The organism is Anoxybacillus pushchinoensis, from assembly GCF_900111795.1.
Lineage (GTDB): Bacteria > Bacillota > Bacilli > Bacillales > Anoxybacillaceae > Anoxybacillus > Anoxybacillus pushchinoensis.
Genome location: NZ_FOJQ01000036.1, coordinates 1 through 26794, shown reverse-complemented (window position 1 = coordinate 26794; position 26794 = coordinate 1). Strand labels below are relative to the sequence as shown.

The window sequence follows — 26794 nt, the reverse complement described above, 5'->3', positions numbered from 1 at the left end:
CGTTTGGAGTCGGATCGTCCGCTTATCTTTGAGCGCATATCGTTTCTTGTCCCGCTGTTCTGCCAATGTGCGGTCGATCTCCTCCAACACCTGTTGAAGGAGATGACCATATTGTTTTTGCATATGTCTAAATAAAGACTGTTCGATCTCTTTTAATGTCAAGCCGTTTGTGATATAATCCTGCATGGGCTCCACTCCTTTCTTTGGTTGTATTTTTTTCACACTTACTACCTTACCAGGAGGAGAGCCCGTTTTTCATCTATTTTGCTTACATATCTGACAGGTTCCTTATTATACCAAATCAGGAACCTGTCTTTTTTTCTCCCACAAACATTTTACTCATACTCGCCATCTAATCGAACGAGAATGACATCTGCACCGATTTTTACGATATCTCTCCACGGAATGATGATTTCATCTGCCCGTCCGAATAAACCGAGCACTTTCCCTGTCCCTATAATAATAATCGCCTCAATTTGACCGGTCGTTAAGTTAATATCGATATCTCCAATATGCCCAAGCCGTTTGCCGTTTGCGACATTGACGACGTCTTTTTGTTGGAGTTCAGAAATTTTCACCATGTTCCCCCGCTCCTTTTCTTCTTTCTATCTCCTATATGTATGCACAAGCCTGTCGTTGTAGTCATATGCGCAAAAAAGCCTCCATCCGTTTTCGATGGAGGCGTCTATTACCATTGAACGTTTTTGTTCATTTGCTTAATCGCAGCTTTTTCTAAACGGGATACTTGCGCTTGGGAAATTCCGATTTCTTCAGCCACTTCCATTTGTGTTTTTCCTTGAAAAAATCGTTTTCGAATAATCATTTTTTCTCGTTCGTTTAGGCGGCGCAACCCTTCTTTTAAAGCAATTTCTTCAATCCAATGAGTATCGCGGTTTTTTTCATCGCTCAGTTGGTCCATGACATAAATTGGGTCGCCCCCATCGTTGTAAATCGGCTCAAATAGCGAAACAGGATCTTGAATAGCGTCTAGGGCAAACACGATATCTTCGTGCGGAACATCTAAAATTTTCGCAATCTCTTCTGCCGTCGGTTCCTTCGCTGTTTCAGTCATTATTTTTTCACGAACTTGAAGCGCTTTGTACGCAATATCGCGCAACGAGCGAGACACACGAATCGGGTTATTATCTCGTAAATATCGGCGAATTTCACCGATAATCATCGGCACAGCGTACGTGGAAAACTTAACATTTTGGCTTAAGTCAAAGTTATCAATTGATTTCATAAGTCCGATGCAGCCTACTTGAAACAAGTCGTCGACATATTCACCACGATTGTTAAATCGTTGAATGACGCTTAATACGAGCCGCAAATTCCCATTAATTAATTTTTCGCGTGCGGATACATCCCCCGCTTGCATTTGCCGAAATAATTCACGCATTTCTTCGTTTTTTAGTACAGGAAGTTTCGATGTATCAACGCCACAAATTTCAACTTTGTTTCTTGTCATATCTTTCCCTCCTTGCAGGAGATGCTGTCAGCTTTCAGTATCTCCTTTGAAGGGAAAAATATGCATTACATCATTTTGTTAAACTCTTTTCGCAATCGTTTAATAATTCGCTTTTCTAAACGGGAAATGTACGATTGGGAAATACCTAATAAATCGGCGACGTCTTTTTGCGTTTTTTCTTCCCCCCCGCTTAATCCGAAGCGAAGTTCCATAATTTGTTTTTCGCGTTCACTTAATTGATCGAGGGCGCGAAACAGTAGGTTACGATCAATATTTGCCTCTAAATCTTTCGTAATGACATCATCTTCTGTACCTAGTACATCCGATAATAACAATTCGTTTCCATCCCAATCGATGTTTAACGGTTCATCAAACGACACTTCAGATCGCACTTTATTGTTGCGCCGTAAATACATTAAAATTTCATTTTCGATACAGCGCGACGCATATGTAGCGAGTTTAATTTTTTTCTCTGGATTAAACGTATTGACCGCTTTAATTAATCCGATCGTACCGATGCTAATTAAATCTTCAATGTTAATGCCCGTATTTTCAAATTTGCGCGCAATATAAACGACGAGGCGAAGATTGCGCTCAATTAATAGCGAACGTGCCGTTTCATCTCCGGAAGGAAGTTTTTTTAACAATAGTTCTTCTTCTTCTTTTGTCAATGGTGGCGGAAGCGCTTCACTTCCACCGATGTAATAAATTTCGTCCGCTTTTAAACCTAGTTTTTTCAATAATTTGTACCATACATACATGAGGCGCAATTTGAACAGTTTCATAGAAAACCTCCTTCTATTTTGGCGCATGTGGCCGTATGATAATAATAATTACGAAGCTTGCGACATGACGATATACGGATGAACAATGCAGTTATATTCCCCATCGGCAGAAAGCGTCGCTCGGGAGAAGCCGATGAGCGCTTTGTTGACGGGCGTCCATTGCTTGTCGTCTAACCATTGCACATCGTCTGGCTTGATCGCAACTAACAGCTGCTGTTCGACGCCGACGGCACGATATGGGATGAAGCGCATGCGGCTAACCCATTCGTTCGGTATATCATCTGTGTACGTACGTTCATGAATCATTTGTAAAACAGAGGCAGGTAACATATGGGCGAACGGTTGCCATTCGACGATCATCACTGGAGCGTTTGTAAGCGGATCGCGTAGTTGGTTTCCGCTATCTACTAATCCTTTTAACAACACCGTTTGTCCAAAACATGTGACGCGCACATCAATGATATGTTCAAACCGTAATTTTTTTTCGCGAATCGTCCCCATTTGCGCTTTTGATAACATCCATAAAGCTGGAAACGTCACAACGACGAACAACCAGCTTATCGAAATCGAATGCAACGTCGATCCCATTTCACTTTGCAACAAAAAGTGAAACGCGATCATGCCTCCTCCCATCACAAATGTTGCAAAATAAAAAGCAAGCACATTTTCAATGAAAAAACGAAAGCGATAAAAACCAAAACAAATCCAAACGATAAAAAAAGAGATGATAAGCTTTGTTACGACATGAGACGTGATATAAGCAAAAGGAGTGAGAACAAGCAAGGCGAGCAGCGAACCGACTAACGCCGCAAGCATAAGCCGCCATACGCGAACGCGCCGTTTTAACATGATTGCTGCAAGCCATAGCAACATCGCATCAAAGCAAAAATTTAATAACCATACGAGATCGGCATAAATCAGCGGCATCCCCTCCTTATCTTGAAACTAGTATATAGCACTTCTAATAGGAAAGTGTGTCAAACGATGACGTCATTTCTTTAGAGGTTTTGTCAAAAAAGCGCCTCGCCATCGCAACCCTTCAAATAAAAAAAAACGCCCACGAGTCGTGAGCGTTTTTTTAACGGCGACGGTTGCGGTTGCGCAAAAAGGCTGGAATATCGAGCGGATCTTCTACTTGTTGACTGCGCGTTGGCGAGTAGTCGATCGGTTCGTCCTTTTTTTCGCGTTTAGCGGTAACATTCGGTTTAACAACCGCTTGCCGCGTTGCTTTTGCTTGGTTGATTTCTTCGTTAAATCCTGTCGCAATGACAGTGACGACAATTTCATCTTTCAAGTTTTCGTTAATGACGGAACCGAAAATCATATTCACATCTTGGTCTGCCGCTGATGCGACAATGTCGGCCGCCTCTTGTACTTCATACAAGCTTAAGTTCGTTCCGCCGGTAATGTTCATTAACACCCCTTGGGCACCGTCGATCGACGTTTCTAGTAGCGGGCTTGAAATCGCCTTTTTCGCCGCTTCCGCCGCGCGATTTTCGCCCGTCGCTACGCCAATTCCCATCAAAGCTGAACCTTTATTTGACATGATCGTCTTCACATCAGCAAAGTCTAAGTTAATTAACCCCGGTACAGCGATTAAGTCGGAAATGCCTTGCACACCTTGACGAAGCACGTTATCTGCTTCACGGAACGCTTCTAACATCGGCGTGTTTTTATCGACAATTTCTAACAAACGATCGTTCGGAATGACGATGAGCGTATCAACTGCTTCTTTCATAGCCGCAATGCCGCTTGCCGCTTGCATCGCGCGCTTTCTTCCTTCAAACGTGAACGGCCGCGTAACGACACCGACTGTGAGCGCACCTAAATCGCGCGCAATTTGTGCAATGACCGGAGCCGCGCCTGTTCCTGTTCCTCCACCCATGCCGGCTGTGACGAACACCATATCTGCCCCTTTGAGCACTTCTTCAATTTGTTCTTTACTTTCTTCTGCCGCCTTTTTTCCTACTTCTGGATTTGCCCCAGCACCTAATCCGCGCGTCAATTTCGCTCCAATTTGCAGCTTCGTTGTCGCTTTCGATAAATTTAACGCTTGGGCGTCTGTATTAACCGCGATAAATTCAACGCCTTGCACCCCATGTTCAATCATGCGGTTTACAGCGTTGTTTCCCCCGCCGCCGACACCAATTACTTTAATTGTTGCTAACTGATCAACCGTCGTGTCAAACTCCAACATGACATAATCCTCCTAGCCATTCAAATTGTCATTCAAAAAAGTATCCGAAAAATTTCTTTACTTTATGACCTAAATGTTGTTCTTTTTGTTTCGGTTTCGCTGGCGCTTTTTGCACTTTCTTCTCCGCTTGGAAATCGCTTGCCGCTCCCGAAGAAAGAACAGGCACTTGTTTTCCTTGCAGTTTCGCATTTTTATAAGCGAATTGAATAAATCCGACACCGTTTGTATATTGCGGATCGCGCACGCCAATGTAGTCCGGCATCGCCACACGAACCGTATTTTCAAATATCGCTTCCGCCAGTTCTAGCACGCCCGGCATATTGACCGTTCCGCCCGTTAACACGTAACCGCCCGGCAAATCGCGAAATCCGCGTTTTCGAATTTCCGTTTGTGCCATGAGTAAAATTTCTTCGACACGCGCTTCGATTATATCCGCAATTTCCAATTGACTAAACTGTTGCTGTTGGTCGGTGCCAATGATCGGAACGCTAAACACTTCCTCGTCAGAAGCGAGGTCGTAAAAAGCATGTCCATGCTTAAGTTTAATGCGCTCTGCATCTTCTGTCGATGTGCGCATGCCGATCGACAAATCTTTTGTAATATGTTCTCCGCCGATCGGAAGGACGGTTGTCGCTTGCAAAAACCCTTGATCAAACACAGCAACGGTCGTCGAACCGCCACCGATGTCAATGAGCGCAACGCCTAAGTTTTTCTCGTCTTTTGACAGCGCGATAGACGCTGCTGCAAGCGGTTGTAAGCAGACGTCAAGCACTTGCAATCCTGCGCGCTCTACGCAGCGAAGCACGTTATGTAATGCTGTTTTCGATGCGGTAATCATGATGCCTTCCATTTCTAATCGAACGCCTAACATGCCGCGCGGATCGTTAATGCCATCTAGTCCATCGACGATAAACTGTTTCGGAATGACATCGATAATTTCGCGCTCCGGGGGAATGGAAACAACTTGCGCTGCTTCGATGACGCGCGTGACATCTTCATTTGTAATTTCTTTATTCTCGTTCGATACAGCGACAATTCCATGACACGGCTGAAGCTGAATGTGATTGCCGTTTATCCCGACAATTGCGCCTTTAATCGTTACGCCAACCATTCGTTCCGCTTGGTCAACCGCTCGTTTAATCGATTGCACCGTTTCATCTATATCAATAATTGAGCCTTTTTTCAGCCCTTGCGATTTCGCATTGCCGACACCGATAATGCTTAGCTGATCGTTCATCATTTCACCAATGATCACTTTCACGCTCGATGTACCGATGTCAAGACTAACATAAAAATCGTTGCTGTTCATTTTATTGGCACCTCCTTTACAAAATGAACGTTGCTATGTATATCAACACTATATTCCACATTCGAACAGCATTCCCTTTTTTATAAACGATTTTTTTGGCGGCTTTCTAACCATTTCGTTAACAAAATTCGGCGGATGACAGCGATGTTTTGAAACAGGCGCACACCGAACGCAAATACAGCTGCTAAATACAAGTCTACACCAAGATGCACACCGAGAAAAGCTAAACTTGTTGCTAAAATAATATTAAAAAAAAATCCAGATACAAAGACATGTTCATCATAAATGTTTTGTAAATGAGCGCGAATGCCGCCGATCAGCGTATCAAACGCCGCAAGCACCGCAATCGATAAGTAGTTGGAATATTCACTCGGAATGCGCCAATCTGTCAACAATCCGAGCAAGATGCCGATCACTAAACCGAGCAACGGAAGCCACATCATGTTCACCTCCTACCGTCTTCGACTGCTTCCATTTGTTTTACGCGCACCGTTCCATCGTATGGAGGGATGACGACTCGCTTTTGCGGCTCTGAAATGGTGAGAAGTAAATTTTCAAGCGCAAAGTTATCAACAATCATCGATGCTTTTAATCGGTTGTACAACTTTTCAGCATTCGTCGCGATGACTTTCACTTCAATTGGAAATGATCGAAGCGGATATGTATCGACTTTTGTGACCCCGTTAATATCGCGAATAACGGTCGTATTGACGATGCGTTGTCCGGCAATGCTCATCTGTTCTGCTCCGTACATATTGAGCTCATTAATAAGCCGGCGAAGCAAATCCGCAGACACCGTATCATGAATAGGTCCGACGTATGACTCATCATACATTTGCTCGATGTAAAGCACGACGCCTTCACCGACTACTTCAGTTAATCCTGCTTCTTTTTTTAATTCCTCCAACGTTTGTCGAAGGACAGTTCCCTTGCTCTCTGCACGTTGCTGTTCATATTTTTCAATCGTTTCTTCATATTTTCGTATTTCAGTTAACAGTTGCTCATGTAGCTCTTGTTCCTTTTTCAAATCTTGCCGTATTTCCCATATATCGCGTGTATCGCGCACGTTTGGCTCGTTGTTCGTCTGGAATTGGACAGCTAACATAAAGCCAATAATGAACGACACAAGCGTGAAATGCCATATCGTTTTTTGCGTCAACATCGCTCCTCCTCTATTTTTGCATCAACGGTTCCATTGTAATTTCCGATTTTTCCGTAATGTCAACAATAATATGGTCGCTCGTCAGCTGGTCTTTCACCCCACCAGCAATCGTTAGCGCCGGAATAAGTACGTTTGGGTCGCCGATCGCTTGAATAACGAACGGGGCTGGATGTTGTGTCCCATCGATTTCAATGACCGGACCATTGCACAAAATATACGATCGGTGCGATAATCGCTGTCCGTTAATCGATATTGCAGACGCCCCCGCAATCAGTAGTTCATTGACGACTTGAAAGACGTGTCGCTCATGGACAATATAGTTTGTGGCATTCGCTTCCGAGGGGATGTACGACGCATCGGCTAGCGTCACTTCTACTCCTTTTCCTTTTACCTTCACTTTTCCGAGATACATGCGCAACCGTTCCGCATCTTCTACAAGATTAAAATAAACTTGTTCTTCGCCCGCCAACTCTTTCTCGATAGCGCGAACGCGCTGTTGCTTAGCGAACAATTGAGCTTGCAATTTTCGATTTTGTTCTTGTTGTTCAATGAGCTGTCGTCGATATTCGTATTCTTTATTCCATTGGCGTTCAAGCTGGCGGTTAGCTGTTTCTTTTTTCGTCATTTGATAAGAGAACGCCAGCATAAACCCTAAAACTAAACAAACGAACGATAAAACGACGTGGCTACCGTTCATTTTCATCAGTTTTTTCATTCCCTTCATCCGTTTCGTATGGCTTAAAATATGTGCTCATCTCTAAATGGAGGACACCTTTCATACCGGGCTGCAACTGGCGAACGATCGAAGGATAATGAACGATTTTTTCCGCAAAACGATCGACGGTAGCACTGACTTCTATCCCGTCATTCATATAGACGGTAATGTGTTTTGGATCGGACGAGCTTGGGGTATGATGAATTTCAGAGATGAGGTTTAAAATCGAATTTGGCGTGTTGGCCAGCTGGGAAGCTATATCTTGAATAGCCTCTCCTTCATTCCACCCAATTAAAATTGGGGCATCGCTCGGAATAGCTTGCTTGACGTGCGTTAACACTTTTCCATTATCTAAAATTGGCAAAAATGAATGGTTGTCCAAAATGTAAGCGATGCGCTTTCGTTCGACGACAGCGATGTCGATGCGATTCGGGATTCGTTTTTTTACACTCACTTCTTTCACTTCTGGATGTTGCTTCACCCGTTGCTCAATCTCATCTTTTTTCACTTTCCAAAAGCTCGTGTTTGTCGTCACACCGCTCAATTCAATAATGTCTTCAGAAGAAACGTGATTGTTTCCTTCGACGTGAATAACCGAGACGTTGCTAAGCGGTGATTGAGCATAAATGACACATACCAAAAGCATAAAAAATAAAGAAATGTATATAACTAATTGGCGATTCGCACGCTGTCTTCGCTGCTCTTTTAACTTTGGCACGCGTTCTTCAAGAACGACAACTTTTCCTTTTCCCATGTCCTCCACCTCGGTCGATGGACCAAATCAAAATAACAAGAAAACTAACGGCGCACGTTCGCAACCGTTAGTTCATTGTTTTCACTTCCATTATAGCATAATATAGAAAAAATTAGGATGGGGAAAATGTATTACTTCCGCCCGATAATTTCAACTTCTGTTTCTAATGAAACGCCATATAAATCATTAATCGTCTTTTTCACGTAATCAATGAGCTGAAGCACATCGTTTGCTGTTGCCCCGCCTGCGTTGACAATAAAATTCGCATGTTGTTCAGAAATTTTCGCCCCGCCAATCGTATATCCTTTTAATCCTGCTTTTTCAATGAGCTGTCCGGCGTAATGCGGCAACGGATTGCGAAAAATACTTCCCGCGCACGGATAGTTCCACGGTTGTGTTTCGCGGCGATAATCTTTATTTTTTTGCATCGCCGCGACAATTTCGTCGCGGTTTCCTTTTTTCATTTCAAGTGTTGCGGCGACGCAAATGCCTTTTCGTTTTTTTTGTAAAATAGACGTGCGATACGAAAATTCCATTTGTTCATTCGTTAACCATTCGATCGTTCCGTCTTCAAATAAAATTTGCGCTTTTTTCACGATACGCGACATGTCTGAACCGTGAGCGCCAGCGTTCATATATACCGCACCGCCAACCGTTCCCGGAATACCACCTGCAAACTCAAGTCCAGACAAGCCTTGCTTACTAATGACGGTCGCCAGTTTAATGAGCGAATAGCCACCGCCAACCGTCACTTCTGTCCCATTTATTTGTAAGCCGTCTAATCCTTCGCCAAGTTTAATGACGACACCTTCAATTCCTCCATCTAGTACGAGCAAGTTCGAACCGCGACCGATCGCACGCCACGGCACGTTATGCTTCCGAACGATGTCGATCGTCTTTTTTAACCCATCTATATGTTTCGGTTCAACGAAAAGATCAGCAGGACCGCCGATTTTCATTGTCGTATGGCTCGCCATTCGCTCGTTTTCTTTCACCGTTCCAACATTCGCGCGTTGTAGCTCTTCACGTAGTTTTTCCAATGGTTTACCTCCTCTACCTGTTTCATATATCGTATGCAAACTATGACATTGTCTCCACCATGACGCGGTATAAACGTTGCGCTGCGTCGCGAATACCTAATTGAAATGATGCTTCTTTCATGCTTGCTAACGTTCGCTCATCTAATAAAATACGGTCGATATCTTCGAGTAAGCGTGCACCTGTCAACTCATGTTCTAAGCGAACGATGGCCGCTCCTTTTTTCTCTAGCGCACGCGCATTTTTTTCTTGATGGTTGTTCGTCACGTACGGACTCGGAATTAAAATACTTGGAATGCCTAACGCTGTAATTTCTGCAAGCGTCGTTGCACCCGCGCGAGCGACGATCATATCTACCCCTGCCAACACTTCTGGCATATTATGAATGAACGGACGAATGATCACGTTCGTTGGATTTCCGACGTCGTTTACCGCCTTTATTACTTTATCATAATGAACGTCACCTGTAACATATAAAAATTGGTACGGTTTTTGTTCCGCTTCATGAAGCACTTGTAAAAACGCTTCGTTAATCGGCCGCGCCCCTCGGCTTCCCCCGACAATTAACACCGTTTTTTTCTGCTCTGCTAATCCGAGCGACCGTTTTGCTTCCTGTCCATCTTTTCCTACGACTTCTGACGCGCGCGGGTTCCCTGTTAACACCACTTTTTCTTGTGGAAAATATTCCTTCGTCTCCTCAAAACAAATAGCTATTTTATTCGCATAGCGGCTTAAAAATTTGTTCGTCAGCCCAGGAATGCTATTTTGTTCATGAATGATCGTCGGTATACCTAGTTTTGCTGCGGCATAGACGACAGGGCCGCATACGTAGCCTCCCGTACCGAGCACGACGTCCGGTTTATATTGTTTTAACAACTGTTTACATGTGCGCACGCTCGTGATGAAACGAATGAGCGTTTTCACATTTTCAAATGAAACGCTTCGTTTTAATCCGCTAATATCAATCGCATGAAATGGAATGTTTTCTCTCGGCACAATTGTACTTTCTAACCCTTTTTCCGTTCCGATATATAATACATCTACATCATGATGTTGCTTTCTTACTTCATGAATAAAAGAAAGTGCAGGATAAATGTGGCCCCCTGTGCCACCGCCGCTCACTACAATTTTCATCGATTTTCCTCCTCTCAAAAGTAACAGAAGAAGCTGACTTCCATGAAGTCAGCCTTTAATATCGTGCGTAGCGACTAATGTTTAACAACACGCCAATCGCCATTAACATGAGCGTCAACGACGAGCCACCATAGCTTAAAAATGGCAGCGTAATGCCTGTGACCGGCATAAGCCCTGTCACTACCCCAATGTTAATCATCACTTGAATCGCAATCATCGCAATAATGCCGACAGCTAAAAAGCTGCCGTATAAATCCGGCGCCCCTAAAGCGATGCGAATGCCGCGCCAAAGCAATAAACTAAATAAAAGCAAAACGAGGGAGCCGCCAATAAACCCAAGCTCTTCAGCTAAAATAGCAAAAATAAAATCTGTTTGCGGCTCCGGCAAGTAAAAAAACTTTTGACGGCTTTGGCCTAATCCGAGGCCAAACAAACCACCCGGACCAATCGCATAAAGCGATTGGATAATTTGAAAACCACTTCCTAACGGATCTTCCCACGGGTTTAAAAATGATGTAATGCGCTTTATGCGATACGGAGCGGATAAAACGAGCCCTGCGAACCCTACCAATCCAAGCAGGCCAAGAAGCACAAAGTGGCTTATGCGCGCTCCAGCGACAAAAATCATGACGACGCACGTGCCGACCATCACCGTTCCCGTTCCTAAATCCGGCTGCAACATAATCATGCCGAAAGCAACAAACACGAGCAACAATGATGGGAGCAATCCTTGTTTAAATGATGCGATTTTTTTTTGGTTTTCGGATAAATATTTCGCTAGAAACGCGATCATCGCCATTTTCATAAACTCAGATGGCTGAATGGAAAACGCGCCGACGCCGATCCAGCTGCGCGACCCGTTGCGCACCATGCCAACGCCCGGAATTAAGACGAGGACGAGAAGAATGAAACAAACGATGAGCAATACTTTCGCCCACGTTCGCCACGTCCAATAGTCGATGTTCATGAAAAAAAACATCGCAACGATACCAACCGCCGCAAATAGAAGCTGACGCTTCGCAAAGAAAAGCGAATCGTGAAACTTGTAGTCAGCCCAAATCGCGCTTGCGCTATACACCATAATAAGCCCGATCGCCAACAACGAAAACGTGATGAGCATTAATAAAAAATCAGGTGCAGACTTTTTTCCATGCAATGCGGAACACCTCAATTTACTTAAAATTCGTCTTATTTAAGCTTATGCACCGCAAACATAAACATGTCCCCACGCTGTTCGAAAGTTTTATATTGATCCCAGCTTGCACAAGCTGGAGATAATAAAATAACATCGCCCGGCGACGACCATTCATATGCGGCAAAAGCTGCTTGTTCCACATTATCGACACGTTTCACTTGCTGTATTCCTGCTTCACGCGCAACGCGCTCAATTTTTGGCGCCGTTTGTCCAAACGTGATGACGGCTTTCACATGATGCAAATATGGTAACAGCTCATCAAATTCGTTGCCGCGATCTAAGCCGCCAGCAAGTAAAATGACCGGCTCATGAAAGGCGCTTAACGCTTTTTGCGTCGCTAATATGTTTGTCGCTTTTGAGTCGTTATAAAATTTTCTTCCGTTGATTTCAGCGACAAATTGCAAGCGATGAGGAACGCCTGTAAACGTCGTTAAGACACGGCGAATCGAATCATTGTCTGCACCTGCTAGTTTTGCTGCTACAACAGCTGCTAATATATTTTCGATGTTATGTGTCCCTCGTAACGCCACATCTCGGACATCAATAATTCGCTCATCATGAAAATAAATCGCCCCTTCTTTAACTGACGCTCCGTACGATAGCGACGTTGTAGCGGAAAACGGAACTTTACGTGCTCGGCTTTTCTCAGCTAAACGCATAACGATCGGATCATCGGCATTGACAACAGCGTAGTCCGTTTCCGTTTGGTTTTTAAAAATGTTTCCTTTCGCTTCTGCGTACGCTTCTTTCGTTCCGTGATAGTCTAAATGTGCATCAAAAATGTTTAACAACACGGCGATATGCGGACGAAAGCGAATCGTCCCAAGCAGTTGGAACGAAGATAATTCCATGACGATAACATCATCTTTTGTCGCCTGTTTCGCGACTTCGCATGCAACTGTTCCGATATTTCCGGCGATCAAAGGACGACGTTTCGCTTCTTGTAACATGTGATAAATCAAGGTCGTTGTCGTCGTTTTTCCGTTTGAACCTGTAATGCCGATAATTGGCGCTTCTGTCGTTTCATACGCAATTTCTACTTCTGTTATGATCGGCAACTGTTTTTCGATCGCCTTTTGAACGAGTGCATTCGTATATGGGATGCCTGGATTTTTCACGACAAAATCAAATGGCTCGTCAAGCAATTCGATCGGGTGCCCCCCGTATACGAGACGAATGCCGAGCGATTGTAGCTCTTGTTTTTCTTGCTCACTCGGTTCATTTCGATCGTTGACGACAACATCCGCCCCAAGTTCGCGCAACCGTTTTGCTGCTGCTAATCCGCTTTTCGCTAAACCTAATACGAACACTTTTTTTCCGTTGTACATTATACCCACACCTCAATATAAATTCCTAAGATGGCAAACAATAAGCCAACTGCCCAAAACGTCACGACAACGCGCCATTCAGACCAACCAATCAACTCGTAATGGTGGTGTAACGGACTCATGCGAAACACGCGTTTTCCTGTCGTTTTGAAGGAAATGACTTGAATGATGACAGACAACGTTTCGATAACGAACACGCCGCCGATAATAGCTAACAATATTTCGAGCTTTGTTAAAATCGCAACGGCTACAATTGCCCCACCAAGCGCAAGCGAGCCGGTATCGCCCATAAACACTTTCGCAGGGTGAGCGTTAAATACGAGAAACCCAAGCACCGCACCGACGACAGCGACGCTAAAAATAGCAATATCGTATTGCCCTTGATTCCATGCTAATACAGCATACGCCCCAAACGCGATCGCCGCTGTTCCAGCAAGCAAACCGTCCAACCCGTCTGTTAAGTTGACCGCATTCGAACCGCCGACAAGCATAAAAATAATTAACAAAACGTAGGCAACCCCTAAGTCAAACGAATAATCTGTTCCTGGAATCGCCACGACGGTTGAAATGCCATGACGTTGAAAGAAAAAGTAAAATACGAGCGCGATAAGCAATTGCCCAGCTAGTTTTTGTTTGCTCGTCAAACCGAGATTGCGCTTCATGACGACTTTAATGAAATCATCAATAAATCCGAGCAAGCCGTAGCCAACCGTCACAAACAACAGCAAATATGTTTGCGCCGTCCGCTCAAAAAAGATGTCGCTCACGACGAGCGTAGCAACAGAAAGTGAAATTAAAATCATTAATCCGCCCATCGTCGGCGTACCTGATTTTTTTTGATGAGACTTCGGCCCTTCTTCGCGAATGCTTTGCCCAAATTTTAATCGTCTTAAAAACGGAATGAAAATTGGCGATAGCACAACCGTAATGATAAAAGCAAGCCCCGCCGTGAATAAAATGACTTTCTCGTTCATGATCGTTGCACCTTCCTCATCTCCTATTTATCTTTTCTTCGTTGAATAGCTTCACGTGCGACGACACGATCATCAAAATATAACACGTTTTTTCCAATGATTTGATACGTCTCATGCCCTTTTCCTGCAATTAAAACGACATCGCCTTCCTCAGCTTGCTCTATCGCATATGTAATCGCTTCTTTTCGATCGACAATACATACGACATCTTCCGTTACCCCTCGTTTCATGTCGTTTAAAATAGCGACCGGATCTTCAGAGCGCGGGTTGTCAGATGTAAAAATGGGCACGTCGCTATGTTGAACAGCGACTTGCGCCATCAACGGCCGCTTCGTTCGGTCGCGATCGCCACCGCAGCCAACGACGACAAATATGCGCTTTTTCGCAAATGGGCGAATCGTTTGGAGCACGTTTTGTAAACTATCTGGCGTGTGGGCGTAGTCAACGATCACTGTAAACGGCTGACCTGCATCGACGACTTCAAAGCGGCCTGGAACACCTTCCATGTCGGCAATCGCTTCAACGATCGCTTTAAGCGGAATGTTTGAGACGAGACAAGCTCCCACCGCAGCTAATAAATTATATACATTAAACATGCCGATGAGTTTCGTCGTCACCCGTACCGTTTCCATCGGGGTGACAAGCTGAAACGTCGTACCGTTTGTCGTCATTTCAATTTGTTTCGCCATAATGTCGCTTTTATGATGAATGCCGTACGTCACAACTGTTGCGGCTGTGCTTTTTTTATATTCTTCTGTTGCTGCATCGTCTGCGTTCAATATCGCAAACTTCGGACGGCTATGATCGAAACGATTGCCAAGTTGAGCGAACAATAGCCCTTTTGACCAACGGTAGTGATCCATCGTTTGATGATAGTCTAAATGATCTTGTGTTAAATTCGTAAAAACGGCGACATCAAAATCGCAGCCGTGCACTCTACCCATATGTAGCGCATGCGATGATACTTCCATCGCAGCGATGTCAACATCGGCATCGACCATTTTCCGAAACATTTTTTGCAACACGAGCGATTCGGGTGTTGTATTCTTTACATCATACGTTTCATCGCCAATTTTCATGTTAATCGTACCGATGAGCCCGGTTTTTTTTCCAGCGTGACGACATATACGTTCAATGAAATGCGTCGTCGACGTTTTTCCGTTCGTCCCTGTCACGCCGATTAAATGAAGTTGATGCGTCGGCTGACCGTAAAACGCATCGGCGAGCACCGCTAATGCTCGTCGGCTATCGTTCACATAAATGACCGGCACAGGCAATGTGAGCGGTTTTTCTGCCATGACTGCAACTGCTCCGCGCGCGACAGCTTGTTCCGCAAAATCGTGTCCGTCTACTGTAAATCCTTTGATGCAAACAAATAATGAACCTTGTTTGACTTCCCTTGAATCCATTTCGATCGATGTAATCGTTGGATTTTCTGTTGCAAGTGGGGTAAAGCTATGTAAATGTTGAAGTAACGTTTGTAACTTCATACCGATCGTTCCTTTCTTTTTTTCTTATCTAAACAGAAAAAGAAGCCATGAGGATACTTCCTCTAGGCTTTACCGTTTCGTTCCAAAATAAACCCGGATCGTCGCTCCTTCTTTCACTTTGACTCCAGGCTTCGGCGCCTGTTCAACAACCGTATCGCCTTCGCCACTACCATCTAATTTTAAGTTAAAAAGTTGCTGTTGCAAATCTTTTTTTGTTAAACCGATTAAATTTGGCACTTCGACATACCGCGGGTCAAGCCATGTCGTTTCTTTTTCAATTTGCTCTTTGCGCGGCTTCACGCCAAGCGCGCGCAAACTATCTTCCATAATATTTCCAACAATCGGAGCAGCGACGACGCCTCCGAATTGCACGGTTCCTTTCGGATTATCGACAGCAACATACACGACAATTTGAGGGGCGTCGGCCGGCGCAAAGCCGATAAATGAAACGATATGGTTATCTTTTAAATATTGACCGTCTTTCGCTTTTTGCGCCGTTCCTGTTTTTCCACCGACGCGGTAGCCATCAACAAACGCCCCTTTCCCCGTTCCTTGAGCGACAACGCTTTCGAGCGCATAGCGAATTTGTTTGGACGTTTCCTCGGAAATAACCCTTCTTTTCACTTGCGGCGTTTGACGGCGCACGACTTCTCCTGTCACAGGATGAAGCCACTCTTTTGCAATATACGGTTGGTATAAAACCCCTCCATTCACTGCGGCAGCGACGGCCACTACTTGTTGGATCGGCGTCACCGCCACTCCTTGACCGAAAGCTGTTGTTGCCTGTTCCACTGGCCCGACGCGATGGAGGGGGAACAAAATCCCTTTTCCTTCCCCTTGTAAATCAATGCCTGTTTTTTCACCAAAACCGAAAGCGCGAATGTATTCAAACAGCTTTTCTTTCCCAAGACGTTCACCAAGTTCTACAAATCCCGGGTTGCACGAGTTTTGTACTACTTCTAAAAACGTTTGGTCGCCATGTCCTCCTCGCTTCCAACAATGCAACGTCGCTCCTGCCACTTTCACATATCCTGGATCATAAAAATGTTCTTTCAATAAATCGACCTTTTTTTCTTCTAATGCGGCAGCGAGCGTAATAATTTTAAATGTAGACCCTGGTTCATACGTGCTCCAAATCGGTAAGTTTCGGTTAAAAATTTCAGGAGGAACGTTTTGAAAATCAGCAGGATCAAACGTCGGACGGCTGGCCATTCCTAAAATTTCTCCGTTATTCGGATTCATCGCAATCGCAATAATGCCGTCTGGACGGTACGTCGCTTCCGCAATGGTCAGCTCCCTTTCTAAAATCGTCTGCACGCGCGTATCAATCGTCAACTTTAAATCAAGGCCATCAACGGGTGGCGTGTACGCATCGGCCATGCCGGGCATGCGTTTCCCTTTCGCATCGGAATAAAATTGTACCGACCCAGGCTTGCCGCTTAATTGTTTGTCGTAATACAACTCAAGCCCCATTAACCCTTGATTATCGATGCCTGCAAATCCGAGCACGTGCGATAAATAGCTGCCAAACGGATAATACCGCTTCGAGTCTTCAGCGATGTATACTCCTTTCATCCCTAAATCACGAATTTGTTTTGCCTGTTCGTTTGAAATTTTTCGTCCTTCAGGATGAATACGTTCAATAGACGTTTTTTTCGTCACATGTTTGTACGCTTTCTCTACCGGCATATGTAAAATATCGGCAAGCTGCTTCGCTACTTCGGCTGGATTTTCAATTTGTCTTGGGACGACGAGCACAGATGGAGCGCTTATGTTAGTCGCTAAAGGCACCCCGTTGCGATCGACAATTTGTCCGCGCTCTGGCTCAAACGGAATGTTTCGGCTCCATAAATCTTTCGCTCGTTCGGTTAACATATCCCCTAACACGAATTGCACGTAACCGAGACGTATATCAATGATCGCAAAAATGACGAATCCGATCAACAAAAAAACAGTTAATCGCTTGCGAACGGTAACTGCACGCATATCGTAGAACCCCCTCATATGTTTCGGCTCGTTCCACTATATGCTTGTACCGTTTCATATAGAACTAGTCGATCGGACCATCCGTTTCTTGTTGTTCGCTTTCTTTGTTTTCTTTTTTCTCGCTAAGTTCGGACGGTTTCGCAAGCTCAACGATGACGTAATCGTTTTGTTTTATCACCGCTCCTGGAGCGATATTTTGCCTAAATACGTATCCGCTTCCGATAAAGCTCGGTTTGAGTTGCAACAATTCAGCGAGCTTCATGACATCGCGCAGCGACCAACCGGTCAAATCCGGCATGATAGCATTTCCATCGGTTTGCAGCAACACGCGATCCGGCGCAACGACGTGCTCACCCGCCCGCGGAAATTGGGCGTGTACATGTTTTCCTTTTCCGATGACAGTGACAGATATCCCTTCGTTTTTCAACGACTGTACCGCTTGTTCAACCGATTGACCGACGTAAGACGGAAGCGTCACGCTTTTTTCTTTTTTCTCCGATTTTTTCTCGGCAGTCGGTTGAATATTTAAATATTGCAAACTGTTTTTCATGACGGAATTAAAAATCATCGATACAGGAGCTGCGCCTGTTTCCGTATACGAAATGTTTGGCTGTTGCACGGCAACATACATGACTAAACGTGGGTTTTCGCGCGGCGCCATCCCTAAAAATGAGAAAATGTAGTTTTGATGACCCGTCAAATAGCCACCTTTCGGATCTGGAATTTGCGCAGTTCCTGTTTTTCCTGCTACGCGATAACCTTCAATTTGATACGGACGACCTGTCCCTTTCTCCGATGTAACAACTGTTTCTAAAATGTCTAACACTTTTTCTGCTGTTTCTTTTGAAATCGGCGTGTCAACGACTTGCGGTTCATGTTTTACAACCGTTTTTCCGCTTTCCGGATCAACAATGCGATCAACGACGTATGGCTTCATCATTTTTCCACCATTTGCAATGGCGGTAGCTGCTTGAATTTGTTGAATAGGTGTAACGGACGTTCCTTGTCCGAACCCTGTCGTTACTTTTTCAATCGGATAGCGATACAAAATATTTCCCACTTTCTCCCCAGGCAAATCGATGCCCGTTGGTTCGTGGAAACGGAACCGGTGCAAATATTGCAAAAAGCGATCTTCGCCTAACTTTTCGCGCACAATGATGGCAAAGGCGACGTTTGACGACCGTTGCATTCCTTCAAGAAACGTAATTTTCCCCCACCCGACTTTATTATGGTCGCGAATACGATGGCTCCCTACTTGATACGAACCGGATAAATACGTCTCATCGGCTTGAAACACTCCTTCGTTCACGGCGGCGGCAAGCGTAAATATTTTCATCGTCGAACCTGGTTCGTACGGATATGCAATCGCATCATTAAAGTAGTTTTCAATATTTCGTTTGTTTGGATTAAAACTCGGGCGCGTGCTCATCGCTAAAATGGCGCCAGTTTTCGGATCTGCAACGATGGCGATCATTTTTTTCGGAGCATATTGTTTTTCGACCGCATTCATCGCATCTTCTAAAAACGCTTGAATATGTTTATCGATCGTTAAATAAATATCTTTACCGTTTTGTGGTGGGACGATTTTTTCATCTGCATGAGGCAATTTAAATCCTTGTTGATCCCCTTCGTAAATGACGTACCCATCTTTTTCCTTTAATTGTTCATCAAACTGCTTTTCAATGCCCATTTTTCCTTCTACTTCATTCGTCTCTTCATTTTTTTGCGCATAGCCGACGACGTACGAAGCAAATGTGCCGTGCGGATAAAAACGTTTTGAATCTCGTAAAAAAATAATGCCTGGAAGTTGTAACGCTTCAATTTCTTTTTTCACCGTTTGGCTAATGCCGCGGCCATTCGGTCCGAACTCTACTTGCTTCGCATTTTTTTTCAATATGCGCTCTACATCCGCGACATCCATATTTAATAGCGGCGCCAGTTTGCGTGCCGTCGTTTCCGGATCGGACACATGTTGCGGCATATCTGGGTCGAGAATAGCCGCGACAGTGTAGGAAGGGATATCTTCTGCAATCACTTCCCCGCGCCGATCGAAAATCGTTCCCCGCTTCGCTTCCAACACTTGTTTTTTCAAATAACGTTTTTGCGCTTCAACCGCTAATACTTGTCCATCCGCAACACCTGTTGCTTGCAAGTAAACGAAACGACCAAACAACATAAAAAAGAGCAAGCTAAACAACCCAAAATATATAGCTGCTCCTCTATGTGTATGTGTATGCTTTCTCATTCGGCATCAATCCTGCACAACTTTTATGTTATTTTCGTTTAATGTAAGTCCGAGCTCTTTCGCTTTTGCTAAAATGCGTTCGTATGTGCTTAGTTCTTGCACTTGTACGTATAAATCAAGATTTCGTTTTTCTTGCTCTTGAATCGTCGCTTGTAATTGTTGCACTTCTTTATTCACATGATACATCGTAAATTGATTCGATACGATCGTGACGCTGCTATATAGCGCAAACGCGACAAACGCAACGAGAACGATCTTCTCCGCGAGCGTAAAGCGCACAACGCGTTTTTGTTTTTTCTTTGGCGTGCGCTGCACTTGTTGTTGTTGCACTTTTTGTTGAATGCGGACAGCTGCCATACGCTTTCCCCCTTTTTTATAATTTTTCAGCAATGCGTAATTTCGCAGATCGTGCGCGATGATTTTGTTGCAATTCTTCTTCCGATGGAACGATCGGCTTTTTCGTAATGATTTTTAATTTCGGCTTATACTCATCTGGAACGATCGGCAGTCCCGGAGGTAAGTGAGGCGTTTCACTTGCTTGTTTAAACGCTAGCTTACAAATGCGATCTTCAAGCGAATGAAACGTAATGACGCTTATTCGTCCCCCCGGTTTTAATAAATCGATTGCTTGTTCGATCGCTTCTTCAAACGCGCGCAGTTCATCGTTTACAGCGATGCGAATCGCTTGGAAGATTCGTTTCGCCGGATGTCCTCCTTTTCGACGAGCAGGCGCTGGAATAGCTTCCTTAATGATGTCAGCAAGCTCCGTCGTCGTTTCAATCGGCTTTTGCTTGCGCACTTGTTCAATTTTACGCGCGATCGCTTTTGAAAATTTTTCTTCGCCATATTGGAAAAAAATTTTTACAAGCTGTTCATACGGCCATGTGTTAACAATGTCGTATGCTGTTAACGTTTGCTCGCGATCCATGCGCATATCGAGCGGCGCTTCATGTTGATAACTAAAGCCGCGCTCCGGCATATCTAGCTGCGGAGACGATACGCCAAGATCGAATAAAATGCCGTCCACTTCATGCACACCGTAAAGCGCCAACTGTTGTTTTATATAGCGGAAATTGCTTTTAATAATCGTAAATTGACCGCTATATCGTTCAAGTTTTTGCTTAGCATGATGAATGGCGATATCGTCTTGATCGAAGGCGAACAATTTCCCTTCCGGCGATAATTGCGACAGTAAATATTCGCTATGTCCAGCTCCACCGAGCGTACAATCTACATATGTACCATCTTTTTTTATGTTCAATCCATCAACCGTTTCTTTTAACAATACAGTTACATGATGAAACAACGATGTCACCTACCTTTTACAACTTTGCAATTGTATTGTACCATCATTTCTCTAAATTCACTACTTACTTCCGAACTATTCTATTGTAATAAAAAAAATCCTGTGCGCGACAGGATTTTTTTATCGACGAAAATAGTTACATATATACAATTTTATGCAGCCCATTCCACCGATAATCGACATGAAGAAGACGGTCAACAAAGTCTAAGCCGTAGCGATTCATATAGTAAAACATATTCCATACCCGTTCTTGCGGCATGCCGTTCGGACGCAACGCCAGCGCAATGCGCTCATATTTACGCACGTGCACATCATGCTTTTGCAACATGCGCCGTGCAATCAATTGTTGAAGATAATCGATTTCTGTCTCGATCCGTTCGGCATTTTTCAACATCACTCGTTCAAGGTGCGGATCGACTTGCATCCCAATATGACGAAGTTGTTCATGTATGCGCGCCATTTCCTTTTTCGCTTCGTCAAACGCTTCATCGAACGCGATCGGCTGATTGTTGCGCAACCACTCCTCAAGCGCATCGTCCGTTCCGTTTGCCAATGCTTGTTCGACCGTCATATGCACATCAGCTAAATCGGTTGCAATATGGCGTTCAACGAGCGTCAACGACAGGCGCGGCACAATCGGGGGCATGCGCAAGCCGACATGCTCGAACACTTGCTTTAATTCGGCCCAATAGGCGATTTCGCCCGGACCGGCAATGAAAGCGAGCGTCGGAAATAACCATTCTTGCATGAGCGGTCTTGTTACGACGTTGTTGCTAAACGACTGCGGCTCCTTCTCCATTCGTTGTTTTAACTCATCTAACGTGAAGCGATACACCCCATCTTTTGTGTAAAAACAACGTTGTCTATCATCATAATATAATAGCCGTCGTTGGCCGTCATCGTAAAACAAATGCGCGCACATCGGCGACACATCAATCGTGCGCGAATAACCTAACTTTTCAAGATGCCGTTGTTGTTCATTTAGCGCGTTTGTCATCATATGATGATCGTGAGCGATCGTCATAAACCATTTGCTTTCGATCGCCCGTAAGTGTGGGTGAGCCGCATCTACAACAACGAGGCCTTCTTTTGCAAATAGCGATAAAACAATGGCGGCAAAAAAGTCAGCGATCGTCTTCGATTTTGCGATACATTCGTATATGTATGCACGCAATTCGTTTGTTACATCTGTTTCACCGTACGTTTTCAGCACTTCATCTATCCATTGTTTGCAGTCGTCTTCATTGAGTTCAATACGGGCAGCCATCCGCTTCTCTCTCGCTAATGGCGGATATACGTATTTTTTCACTTTCCCTTCATCACACACGTGCACATGGTTAATTTCTGCCACGTCATGATCTTCCGATGCCATCCAAAACACCGGAACAACAGGCACGCCGAGCTCACGTTCTTGTTGCTTTGCTAATGTAATGATCGAGATGATTTTGTAAATCGTATATAACGGACCTGTTAATAGTCCAGCTTGTTGTCCGCCAATGACGACGACACTCTTTGGATGGCGCAATTTTTTAATATTTGCCATCGTTTCATCGCTCGCCCCAAACTGCTCATGGTATGTAAGTAAATGATCGACGAGCGCTTCTCGTGCATACGTTCGCTCATGCACGTATGCGAGACGTTCTTCAAACGTAAAATGGTGAAACGCTTCATGAATCGGAAACGTTCCTTTCATATACTCTGTTGCTAAACGGTTCGTGGCTGGCAATGACAGCTCCATAACTTCCATCTTAAACTTCCTTTCCCATTCATGATGAAAACACGACCATGACGCGATGAATGATTCCGTATATCAATAGTCCCATATAAGCGGTTGTAAACAATAAAAATTGCACCTTCCAATATAACTTAAACGTTCGTGGCAACGACACGTCTCCTGTCTTTTTCCAATATAAGACGATACCGATCATAAATGTAACAATAAAGAAAATGAGCAGTTCAACGATGTACGACCGATGAAAAATAGCTTGTAACAATACGTGCACCGCAAAAATAAAAAAAATGGTCGATCCGTTTACAGCGACGTGAAACGCACGCCTCCCTTTTCGTTTAAACACCGCTTTGGCGAGCGTGAAAATAAAAAAAAACGAAAGGAACGGTACGACAACCATGATGGCAATGAAAGAAGTTACTAACTCTTTCATCTTCCCTTTCCCCCCTCTAGTTCTTTCCCTTTCACAAGGGTGTATAAAAATGTGCTAATGGGGGCAGAAATGTGCTGCTCGTTTGCTCGCTCGATCACATACGCTAAAATGGCGTCTATCTCCGTTCTTCTCCCTGACTCGATGTCGCGCAACATCGAAGAGCGATTGGCGGCCGTTTGGCGACAAATCGTTTGGACGTGCTGCCATATGCGTTCCCGTTGTTCGATATGCAAAATCGAAGCGACTTCGTGAAACAACTGCTCCATCGCTTGCCGATACGGATCGTGCGCCACTAGCATACCGTTCGGGACGCGCAATAAAGCGGTAAGCGGGTTAATTAATACGTTCACCATTAATTTTTCAAGCAACATCGTTTCCCAGTCGTCGACGTATTGAAACGGAAAGCGAGACGATGTGCGCAAAAGAAACGAGAACGCGTGCTGTTCCCCTCGCCATACGCTCCATTTCGTCTGGCCGACACCGGTATGAACAACGGTCGTATCGTCTACTTTCAGCGCGCCATGTTCGACGACGGCAAGCGCAATATGTTTGTGAGGCAAGTGCGATACATATCGAATATGCCCCATGCCGTTTTGTAAAAATATGATGGCGTTCGCTTGAAGCATATGTACATGCGTCGTGAATATGTTTGTTAAATCGTATTGTTTCACCGCCATAAACAACACATCGTCGTTCGTTTCGCAAACGAACGGCGTCGCTTGTACGCGATGCGTCGTTTTTTCGTCTCCATAAATGACCGTCAATCCATTCGCGCATAGCTTTTCCGCCTGCTCATGTCGTCGCGTGTAAATGGTGACATGAGCGCTTTGGCTCATGTAAGCAGCCGTCAACAAACCGACCGCACCGCCACCAACAATCCCGATTCGCACCGTACCTCCCCCTCTGTCTTTCCTATGCTTTATTGTATAAAAAAAAGTAGCTGGCGTCTATCAGCTACTACACAGACAATTGGCGCGCACGCTCTAAAATATGCATGATCGCTTTGTACTCTTGTTGCAACGCTCGCAGCTGCTTTTCCAGCTCTTCTTTTTCTTGTTGCAGCGTACATATTTGCTGGCGCAACTGTTCGATTTCTTGTTTCCCTTCTCCGCGCTGTTGCAACGTTTGCAAAAATGAAATGACATCTTGCAACGTCATATCGCGTTCGGGCGATTGCGGCTCTTTTTTCTTCTTTCGTTGCTGTTTCGCTAACTCTAGCTCCCGTTCATATTTTTTGCGCACGTATGCATTCCATCGGAAACCGCAAGCGGCGGCTGTTCGCGATAGTTTTTTGCCTACTTCTTCAAACGCTCGTAATTGTGTGCTTCCTTCGCGCACAAAGGTTAACACCGTTTCAGCAAGCAATACGTCTTCCTCTTCTGTCCACGCATCTTGACGCATCATTTCTATCCCTCCTCGCTGCATTTACTATATCATTATGCAGCTAATAGAAAAGATAGAAGATTATTTATTTCGTTTCGCTAAAAATGATTGTACCGCTTGCTCGTGCTCTTCGCTTTCCCATAAGTGAGCGCATTGTTCAATTTCGGCAAAAAAACGACGGCGAAACTCTTCCGTTTTCCAACGCTTGGTCGCAGCCTCCTTATAGGCGCGCAACACATGGGTCGATTTATTCGTATAGCCACTCATCTCTTTTTCACACTGTTCGCGCAACGAATGATGAAACGTACGGTGAACAAAGCCGATGCGCTCCGCTTCTTCCGCTGTTATCGTTTGCGCTTGAAGCAATAGATGAAGCGCTTTGTCGTACGCCATTTTTTCAAATAACATCGTCGCTCCACCCCAACCTGTCGTAATAGCTAAATTCGCTTGTACAAAACCGAGACGTGCGCCGGCGCGGGCAAAGCGAAAATCGCATGCTGTCGCCAATTCACAGCCGCCGCCAACTGCGATGCCGTTAATGAGGGCAACAGTTGGCTTCGGCAACGTCAATAAGCGATACAAAATATTTCCCATTTTCGCAAGCATAGCGTACGCTTCCTCTTTTGTTTTTAGCTGGTGAAACACTTGTAAGTCGCCGCCGGCACAAAAGGCGTCTTCGCCAGCGCCGGTAATGACGAGCACTTTCACTTCATCATCTTGTTCAGCAAGCTCGATCGCTTCGTGCAGTTCATCCATCACCGTATAGTCGATCGCATTTCGTCTTGTCGGACGACAAATTGTAAACCATGCGATGCCTTGTTGTTTTTCAATCATGTCTCCCTCTCCCCTTTGCCGTATGTACATGCTTTGTATTCGCTATGTGATCCGTTTTTCCTCTATCAAATAAGAAAATAAGAAAAGCGCAAGGGGATGGCCCTTACGCTTTTCTTATTTGTTTACAACGTCTTTTCCTTTGTATGTTCCACAAACTTTACATACGCGATGAGCAAGTTTCATTTCACCGCAGTTTGGGCATTCTACCATACCAGGTACGCGCAATTTGAAGTGCGTACGACGTAGTCTCTTTTTCATTTTTGATGTTCTTCTAAAAGGTACTGCCATCATTTCCACCTCCTTAAATGGATTTAGGCAAATATGGAGGCCGGTGTAGTTCCGGATCTTCCCTTATGATTCATTTTTGTTTTCAAAAAACTTGGCTAACTTCGCAAGGCGCGGATCAATTTTGTTTTCATGTTCTTCTTCCGAAATGACCGCCCAATCTTTTCCTGATTGCGGAGCGGCATCAGGATGATCCGGCTGCTCGCTAAAAATTTGCATTGGAATTTCAAGAAGAATGAGCTCTTTTACGATCGGCATTAAGTCGATCGCCTCTCCTTGAACAACATGCGATTCTTCATCTGTTGCATCATAATCGTTTAAAAAGAACGTTTCTGTGCTTTCGATGGCGAATGGATATGATACGTCCACAAGCGTACGGGAACACGGTAACGTCATCGTCCCTTCAATCGTTAAGTGGAACGTAAATTTTTTCGCGCTCACATCTGCTCGTCCATGAACACGGACAGGAGAAATGTCGCGAATAGACGCATCCACTTCTTTTAGCTCGGACACATCAGCCATTTCGTCAATCGACAGCCCTTTATGCTGCAACTGATGAAGTTGATGAATAGACCATCTCAATGATAATCACCTCAAGACAACAAAGAAAATTATACGTTTGAACAACGTTTTTGTCAATATTTTTTCTTTACACTACTTCCATTATAATCAGCTTATACTCACTGTATCACGTTTTCAACAAAAAAGAAAGGTGGGTTTGAGTCAAGACTTTGTGGGAGATTTTTTTCTCGACCGATTTTTTTGGTTATATATGGTTTTATAAAATCGTTATATGTAAGCGCTTTTACTTACTCTCATCCTGTAGGTATGTGCGTTTTCTCTCGTTTTAAAAACCTTTCAATGCTTGCAATGCCTCGTAAATCGGTGTCCCTGAAGATTGGCGAAGGTATGGGATGTTATCTCGTACCACTTCTGTCATTTGCGTTTGCACGCGCTTCAGTGCCTTTTTCACGATCGTTTCTCGTTTCGTTTCTTCTCGTTCTTCCACACCATACATCACTCCATCGCGTGTCCGAATGAGTA

Annotated in this window: 28 protein-coding genes and 1 pseudogene; all 29 read right to left on the bottom strand. The window is 44.5% G+C overall.

Going from position 1 to position 26794, the window contains the following annotated elements; translation table 11 throughout:
- Nucleotides 1-186, bottom strand: a 186-nt coding sequence (locus BM213_RS10230) for a UPF0236 family transposase-like protein (protein WP_208601904.1), incomplete at its 3' end; no start/stop codon positions are given.
- Between the two features lie 149 nt (nt 187-335).
- Nucleotides 336-581, bottom strand: coding sequence for a YlmC/YmxH family sporulation protein (locus BM213_RS10225; protein ID WP_091703748.1), 246 nt, complete (start codon nt 579-581; stop codon nt 336-338).
- A gap of 107 nt (nt 582-688) precedes the next feature.
- A complete protein-coding gene (gene sigG, locus BM213_RS10220; RefSeq protein WP_091703745.1) occupies nt 689-1468 on the bottom strand; it encodes an RNA polymerase sporulation sigma factor SigG in 780 nt (259 codons plus the stop codon).
- Nucleotides 1469-1533: 65 nt separating this feature from the next.
- Nucleotides 1534-2253: an RNA polymerase sporulation sigma factor SigE gene (gene sigE / locus BM213_RS10215; RefSeq protein ID WP_003395069.1), complete on the bottom strand. Its 720-nt coding sequence runs from the start codon at nt 2251-2253 to the stop codon at nt 1534-1536.
- A 48-nt stretch (nt 2254-2301) separates the two neighbouring features.
- On the bottom strand, nt 2302-3180 hold the full coding sequence (gene spoIIGA, locus BM213_RS10210; RefSeq protein WP_091703743.1) for a sigma-E processing peptidase SpoIIGA: 879 nt from the start codon (nt 3178-3180) through the stop codon (nt 2302-2304).
- 151 nt (nt 3181-3331) lie between these two features.
- Nucleotides 3332-4450, bottom strand: coding sequence for a cell division protein FtsZ (ftsZ, locus tag BM213_RS10205; protein ID WP_091703741.1), 1119 nt, complete (start codon nt 4448-4450; stop codon nt 3332-3334).
- 28 nt (nt 4451-4478) lie between these two features.
- A complete protein-coding gene (ftsA, locus tag BM213_RS10200) occupies nt 4479-5759 on the bottom strand; it encodes a cell division protein FtsA (protein ID WP_091703736.1) in 1281 nt (426 codons plus the stop codon).
- 80 nt (nt 5760-5839) lie between these two features.
- Entirely contained in the window at nt 5840-6199 is a 360-nt protein-coding gene (locus BM213_RS10195; RefSeq protein WP_003395078.1) for a small basic family protein, read from the bottom strand.
- Nucleotides 6200-6204: 5 nt separating this feature from the next.
- Nucleotides 6205-6921, bottom strand: a complete 717-nt coding sequence (locus tag BM213_RS10190) for a DUF881 domain-containing protein (protein WP_091703734.1) — start codon at nt 6919-6921, stop codon at nt 6205-6207.
- A gap of 10 nt (nt 6922-6931) precedes the next feature.
- Nucleotides 6932-7645, bottom strand: coding sequence for a DUF881 domain-containing protein (locus BM213_RS10185; RefSeq protein WP_091703731.1), 714 nt, complete (start codon nt 7643-7645; stop codon nt 6932-6934).
- The gene (locus BM213_RS10180) at nt 7608-8390 is read right to left on the bottom strand and encodes a cell division protein FtsQ/DivIB (RefSeq protein ID WP_091703728.1); all 783 of its coding nucleotides are present in this window, start codon (nt 8388-8390) and stop codon (nt 7608-7610) included. The genes BM213_RS10185 and BM213_RS10180 overlap by 38 nt, the downstream gene beginning before the upstream one ends.
- A gap of 131 nt (nt 8391-8521) precedes the next feature.
- The gene (gene murB / locus BM213_RS10175) at nt 8522-9430 is read right to left on the bottom strand and encodes a UDP-N-acetylmuramate dehydrogenase (protein ID WP_091703725.1); all 909 of its coding nucleotides are present in this window, start codon (nt 9428-9430) and stop codon (nt 8522-8524) included.
- Nucleotides 9431-9470: 40 nt separating this feature from the next.
- Nucleotides 9471-10562: an undecaprenyldiphospho-muramoylpentapeptide beta-N-acetylglucosaminyltransferase gene (murG, locus tag BM213_RS10170; RefSeq protein WP_091703723.1), complete on the bottom strand. Its 1092-nt coding sequence runs from the start codon at nt 10560-10562 to the stop codon at nt 9471-9473.
- Between the two features lie 55 nt (nt 10563-10617).
- Entirely contained in the window at nt 10618-11718 is a 1101-nt protein-coding gene (gene spoVE / locus BM213_RS10165) for a stage V sporulation protein E (RefSeq protein ID WP_091703720.1), read from the bottom strand.
- A gap of 32 nt (nt 11719-11750) precedes the next feature.
- Nucleotides 11751-13085 carry a UDP-N-acetylmuramoyl-L-alanine--D-glutamate ligase gene (gene murD / locus BM213_RS10160; RefSeq protein ID WP_091703718.1) on the bottom strand — a complete coding sequence of 445 codons (1335 nt, stop codon included), beginning with the start codon at nt 13083-13085 and terminating at the stop codon, nt 11751-11753.
- On the bottom strand, nt 13085-14059 hold the full coding sequence (gene mraY / locus BM213_RS10155; RefSeq protein ID WP_091703715.1) for a phospho-N-acetylmuramoyl-pentapeptide-transferase: 975 nt from the start codon (nt 14057-14059) through the stop codon (nt 13085-13087). The genes murD and mraY overlap by 1 nt, the downstream gene beginning before the upstream one ends.
- Before the next feature lie 23 nt (nt 14060-14082).
- A complete protein-coding gene (locus tag BM213_RS10150; RefSeq protein ID WP_091703712.1) occupies nt 14083-15549 on the bottom strand; it encodes a UDP-N-acetylmuramoyl-L-alanyl-D-glutamate--2,6-diaminopimelate ligase in 1467 nt (488 codons plus the stop codon).
- Between the two features lie 69 nt (nt 15550-15618).
- On the bottom strand, nt 15619-17535 hold the full coding sequence (locus BM213_RS10145; protein WP_091703709.1) for a stage V sporulation protein D: 1917 nt from the start codon (nt 17533-17535) through the stop codon (nt 15619-15621).
- A gap of 64 nt (nt 17536-17599) precedes the next feature.
- On the bottom strand, nt 17600-19780 hold the full coding sequence (locus BM213_RS10140) for a penicillin-binding protein (RefSeq protein ID WP_091703707.1): 2181 nt from the start codon (nt 19778-19780) through the stop codon (nt 17600-17602).
- Nucleotides 19781-19786: 6 nt separating this feature from the next.
- On the bottom strand, nt 19787-20137 hold the full coding sequence (gene ftsL, locus BM213_RS10135; protein WP_091703704.1) for a cell division protein FtsL: 351 nt from the start codon (nt 20135-20137) through the stop codon (nt 19787-19789).
- A 16-nt stretch (nt 20138-20153) separates the two neighbouring features.
- On the bottom strand, nt 20154-21086 hold the full coding sequence (gene rsmH / locus BM213_RS10130; RefSeq protein WP_091703701.1) for a 16S rRNA (cytosine(1402)-N(4))-methyltransferase RsmH: 933 nt from the start codon (nt 21084-21086) through the stop codon (nt 20154-20156).
- A 136-nt stretch (nt 21087-21222) separates the two neighbouring features.
- Nucleotides 21223-22833, bottom strand: a complete 1611-nt coding sequence (bshC, locus tag BM213_RS10125; protein ID WP_091703699.1) for a bacillithiol biosynthesis cysteine-adding enzyme BshC — start codon at nt 22831-22833, stop codon at nt 21223-21225.
- A gap of 19 nt (nt 22834-22852) precedes the next feature.
- On the bottom strand, nt 22853-23248 hold the full coding sequence (locus tag BM213_RS10120; RefSeq protein ID WP_091703696.1) for a DUF3397 domain-containing protein: 396 nt from the start codon (nt 23246-23248) through the stop codon (nt 22853-22855).
- A complete protein-coding gene (locus BM213_RS10115) occupies nt 23245-24138 on the bottom strand; it encodes a 2-dehydropantoate 2-reductase (RefSeq protein WP_091703693.1) in 894 nt (297 codons plus the stop codon). Before BM213_RS10115 ends, BM213_RS10120 begins: the two co-directional genes overlap by 4 nt.
- Before the next feature lie 67 nt (nt 24139-24205).
- The gene (locus tag BM213_RS10110; protein WP_091703691.1) at nt 24206-24652 is read right to left on the bottom strand and encodes an RsfA family transcriptional regulator; all 447 of its coding nucleotides are present in this window, start codon (nt 24650-24652) and stop codon (nt 24206-24208) included.
- A gap of 60 nt (nt 24653-24712) precedes the next feature.
- Entirely contained in the window at nt 24713-25465 is a 753-nt protein-coding gene (locus BM213_RS10105) for an enoyl-CoA hydratase/isomerase family protein (RefSeq protein WP_091703688.1), read from the bottom strand.
- A 114-nt stretch (nt 25466-25579) separates the two neighbouring features.
- Nucleotides 25580-25753: a 50S ribosomal protein L32 gene (rpmF, locus tag BM213_RS10100; RefSeq protein WP_003395111.1), complete on the bottom strand. Its 174-nt coding sequence runs from the start codon at nt 25751-25753 to the stop codon at nt 25580-25582.
- A 63-nt stretch (nt 25754-25816) separates the two neighbouring features.
- Nucleotides 25817-26332, bottom strand: a complete 516-nt coding sequence (locus BM213_RS10095; RefSeq protein WP_091703686.1) for a YceD family protein — start codon at nt 26330-26332, stop codon at nt 25817-25819.
- Between the two features lie 265 nt (nt 26333-26597).
- Nucleotides 26598-26794 (bottom strand): annotated as a pseudogene (locus BM213_RS10090) (UPF0236 family protein); the annotation flags it as partial.

Excerpts from the sequence above, each read along its gene's own strand:
- BM213_RS10225 (WP_091703748.1), bottom strand. The coding sequence starts at position 581 with ATGGTGAAAATTTCTGAACTCCAACAAAAAGACGTCGTCAATGTCGCA.
- sigG (WP_091703745.1), bottom strand. The coding sequence starts at position 1,468 with ATGACAAGAAACAAAGTTGAAATTTGTGGCGTTGATACATCGAAACTT.
- sigE (WP_003395069.1), bottom strand. The coding sequence starts at position 2,253 with ATGAAACTGTTCAAATTGCGCCTCATGTATGTATGGTACAAATTATTG.
- spoIIGA (WP_091703743.1), bottom strand. The coding sequence starts at position 3,180 with ATGCCGCTGATTTATGCCGATCTCGTATGGTTATTAAATTTTTGCTTT.
- ftsZ (WP_091703741.1), bottom strand. The coding sequence starts at position 4,450 with ATGTTGGAGTTTGACACGACGGTTGATCAGTTAGCAACAATTAAAGTA.
- ftsA (WP_091703736.1), bottom strand. The coding sequence starts at position 5,759 with ATGAACAGCAACGATTTTTATGTTAGTCTTGACATCGGTACATCGAGC.
- BM213_RS10195 (WP_003395078.1), bottom strand. The coding sequence starts at position 6,199 with ATGTGGCTTCCGTTGCTCGGTTTAGTGATCGGCATCTTGCTCGGATTG.
- BM213_RS10190 (WP_091703734.1), bottom strand. The coding sequence starts at position 6,921 with ATGTTGACGCAAAAAACGATATGGCATTTCACGCTTGTGTCGTTCATT.
- BM213_RS10185 (WP_091703731.1), bottom strand. The coding sequence starts at position 7,645 with ATGAAGGGAATGAAAAAACTGATGAAAATGAACGGTAGCCACGTCGTT.
- BM213_RS10180 (WP_091703728.1), bottom strand. The coding sequence starts at position 8,390 with ATGGGAAAAGGAAAAGTTGTCGTTCTTGAAGAACGCGTGCCAAAGTTA.
- murG (WP_091703723.1), bottom strand. The coding sequence starts at position 10,562 with ATGAAAATTGTAGTGAGCGGCGGTGGCACAGGGGGCCACATTTATCCT.
- murD (WP_091703718.1), bottom strand. The coding sequence starts at position 13,085 with ATGTACAACGGAAAAAAAGTGTTCGTATTAGGTTTAGCGAAAAGCGGA.
- mraY (WP_091703715.1), bottom strand. The coding sequence starts at position 14,059 with ATGAACGAGAAAGTCATTTTATTCACGGCGGGGCTTGCTTTTATCATT.
- BM213_RS10150 (WP_091703712.1), bottom strand. The coding sequence starts at position 15,549 with ATGAAGTTACAAACGTTACTTCAACATTTACATAGCTTTACCCCACTT.
- BM213_RS10145 (WP_091703709.1), bottom strand. The coding sequence starts at position 17,535 with ATGCGTGCAGTTACCGTTCGCAAGCGATTAACTGTTTTTTTGTTGATC.
- BM213_RS10140 (WP_091703707.1), bottom strand. The coding sequence starts at position 19,780 with ATGAGAAAGCATACACATACACATAGAGGAGCAGCTATATATTTTGGG.
- ftsL (WP_091703704.1), bottom strand. The coding sequence starts at position 20,137 with ATGGCAGCTGTCCGCATTCAACAAAAAGTGCAACAACAACAAGTGCAG.
- bshC (WP_091703699.1), bottom strand. The coding sequence starts at position 22,833 with ATGGAAGTTATGGAGCTGTCATTGCCAGCCACGAACCGTTTAGCAACA.
- BM213_RS10120 (WP_091703696.1), bottom strand. The coding sequence starts at position 23,248 with ATGAAAGAGTTAGTAACTTCTTTCATTGCCATCATGGTTGTCGTACCG.
- BM213_RS10110 (WP_091703691.1), bottom strand. The coding sequence starts at position 24,652 with ATGATGCGTCAAGATGCGTGGACAGAAGAGGAAGACGTATTGCTTGCT.
- BM213_RS10105 (WP_091703688.1), bottom strand. The coding sequence starts at position 25,465 with ATGATTGAAAAACAACAAGGCATCGCATGGTTTACAATTTGTCGTCCG.
- rpmF (WP_003395111.1), bottom strand. The coding sequence starts at position 25,753 with ATGGCAGTACCTTTTAGAAGAACATCAAAAATGAAAAAGAGACTACGT.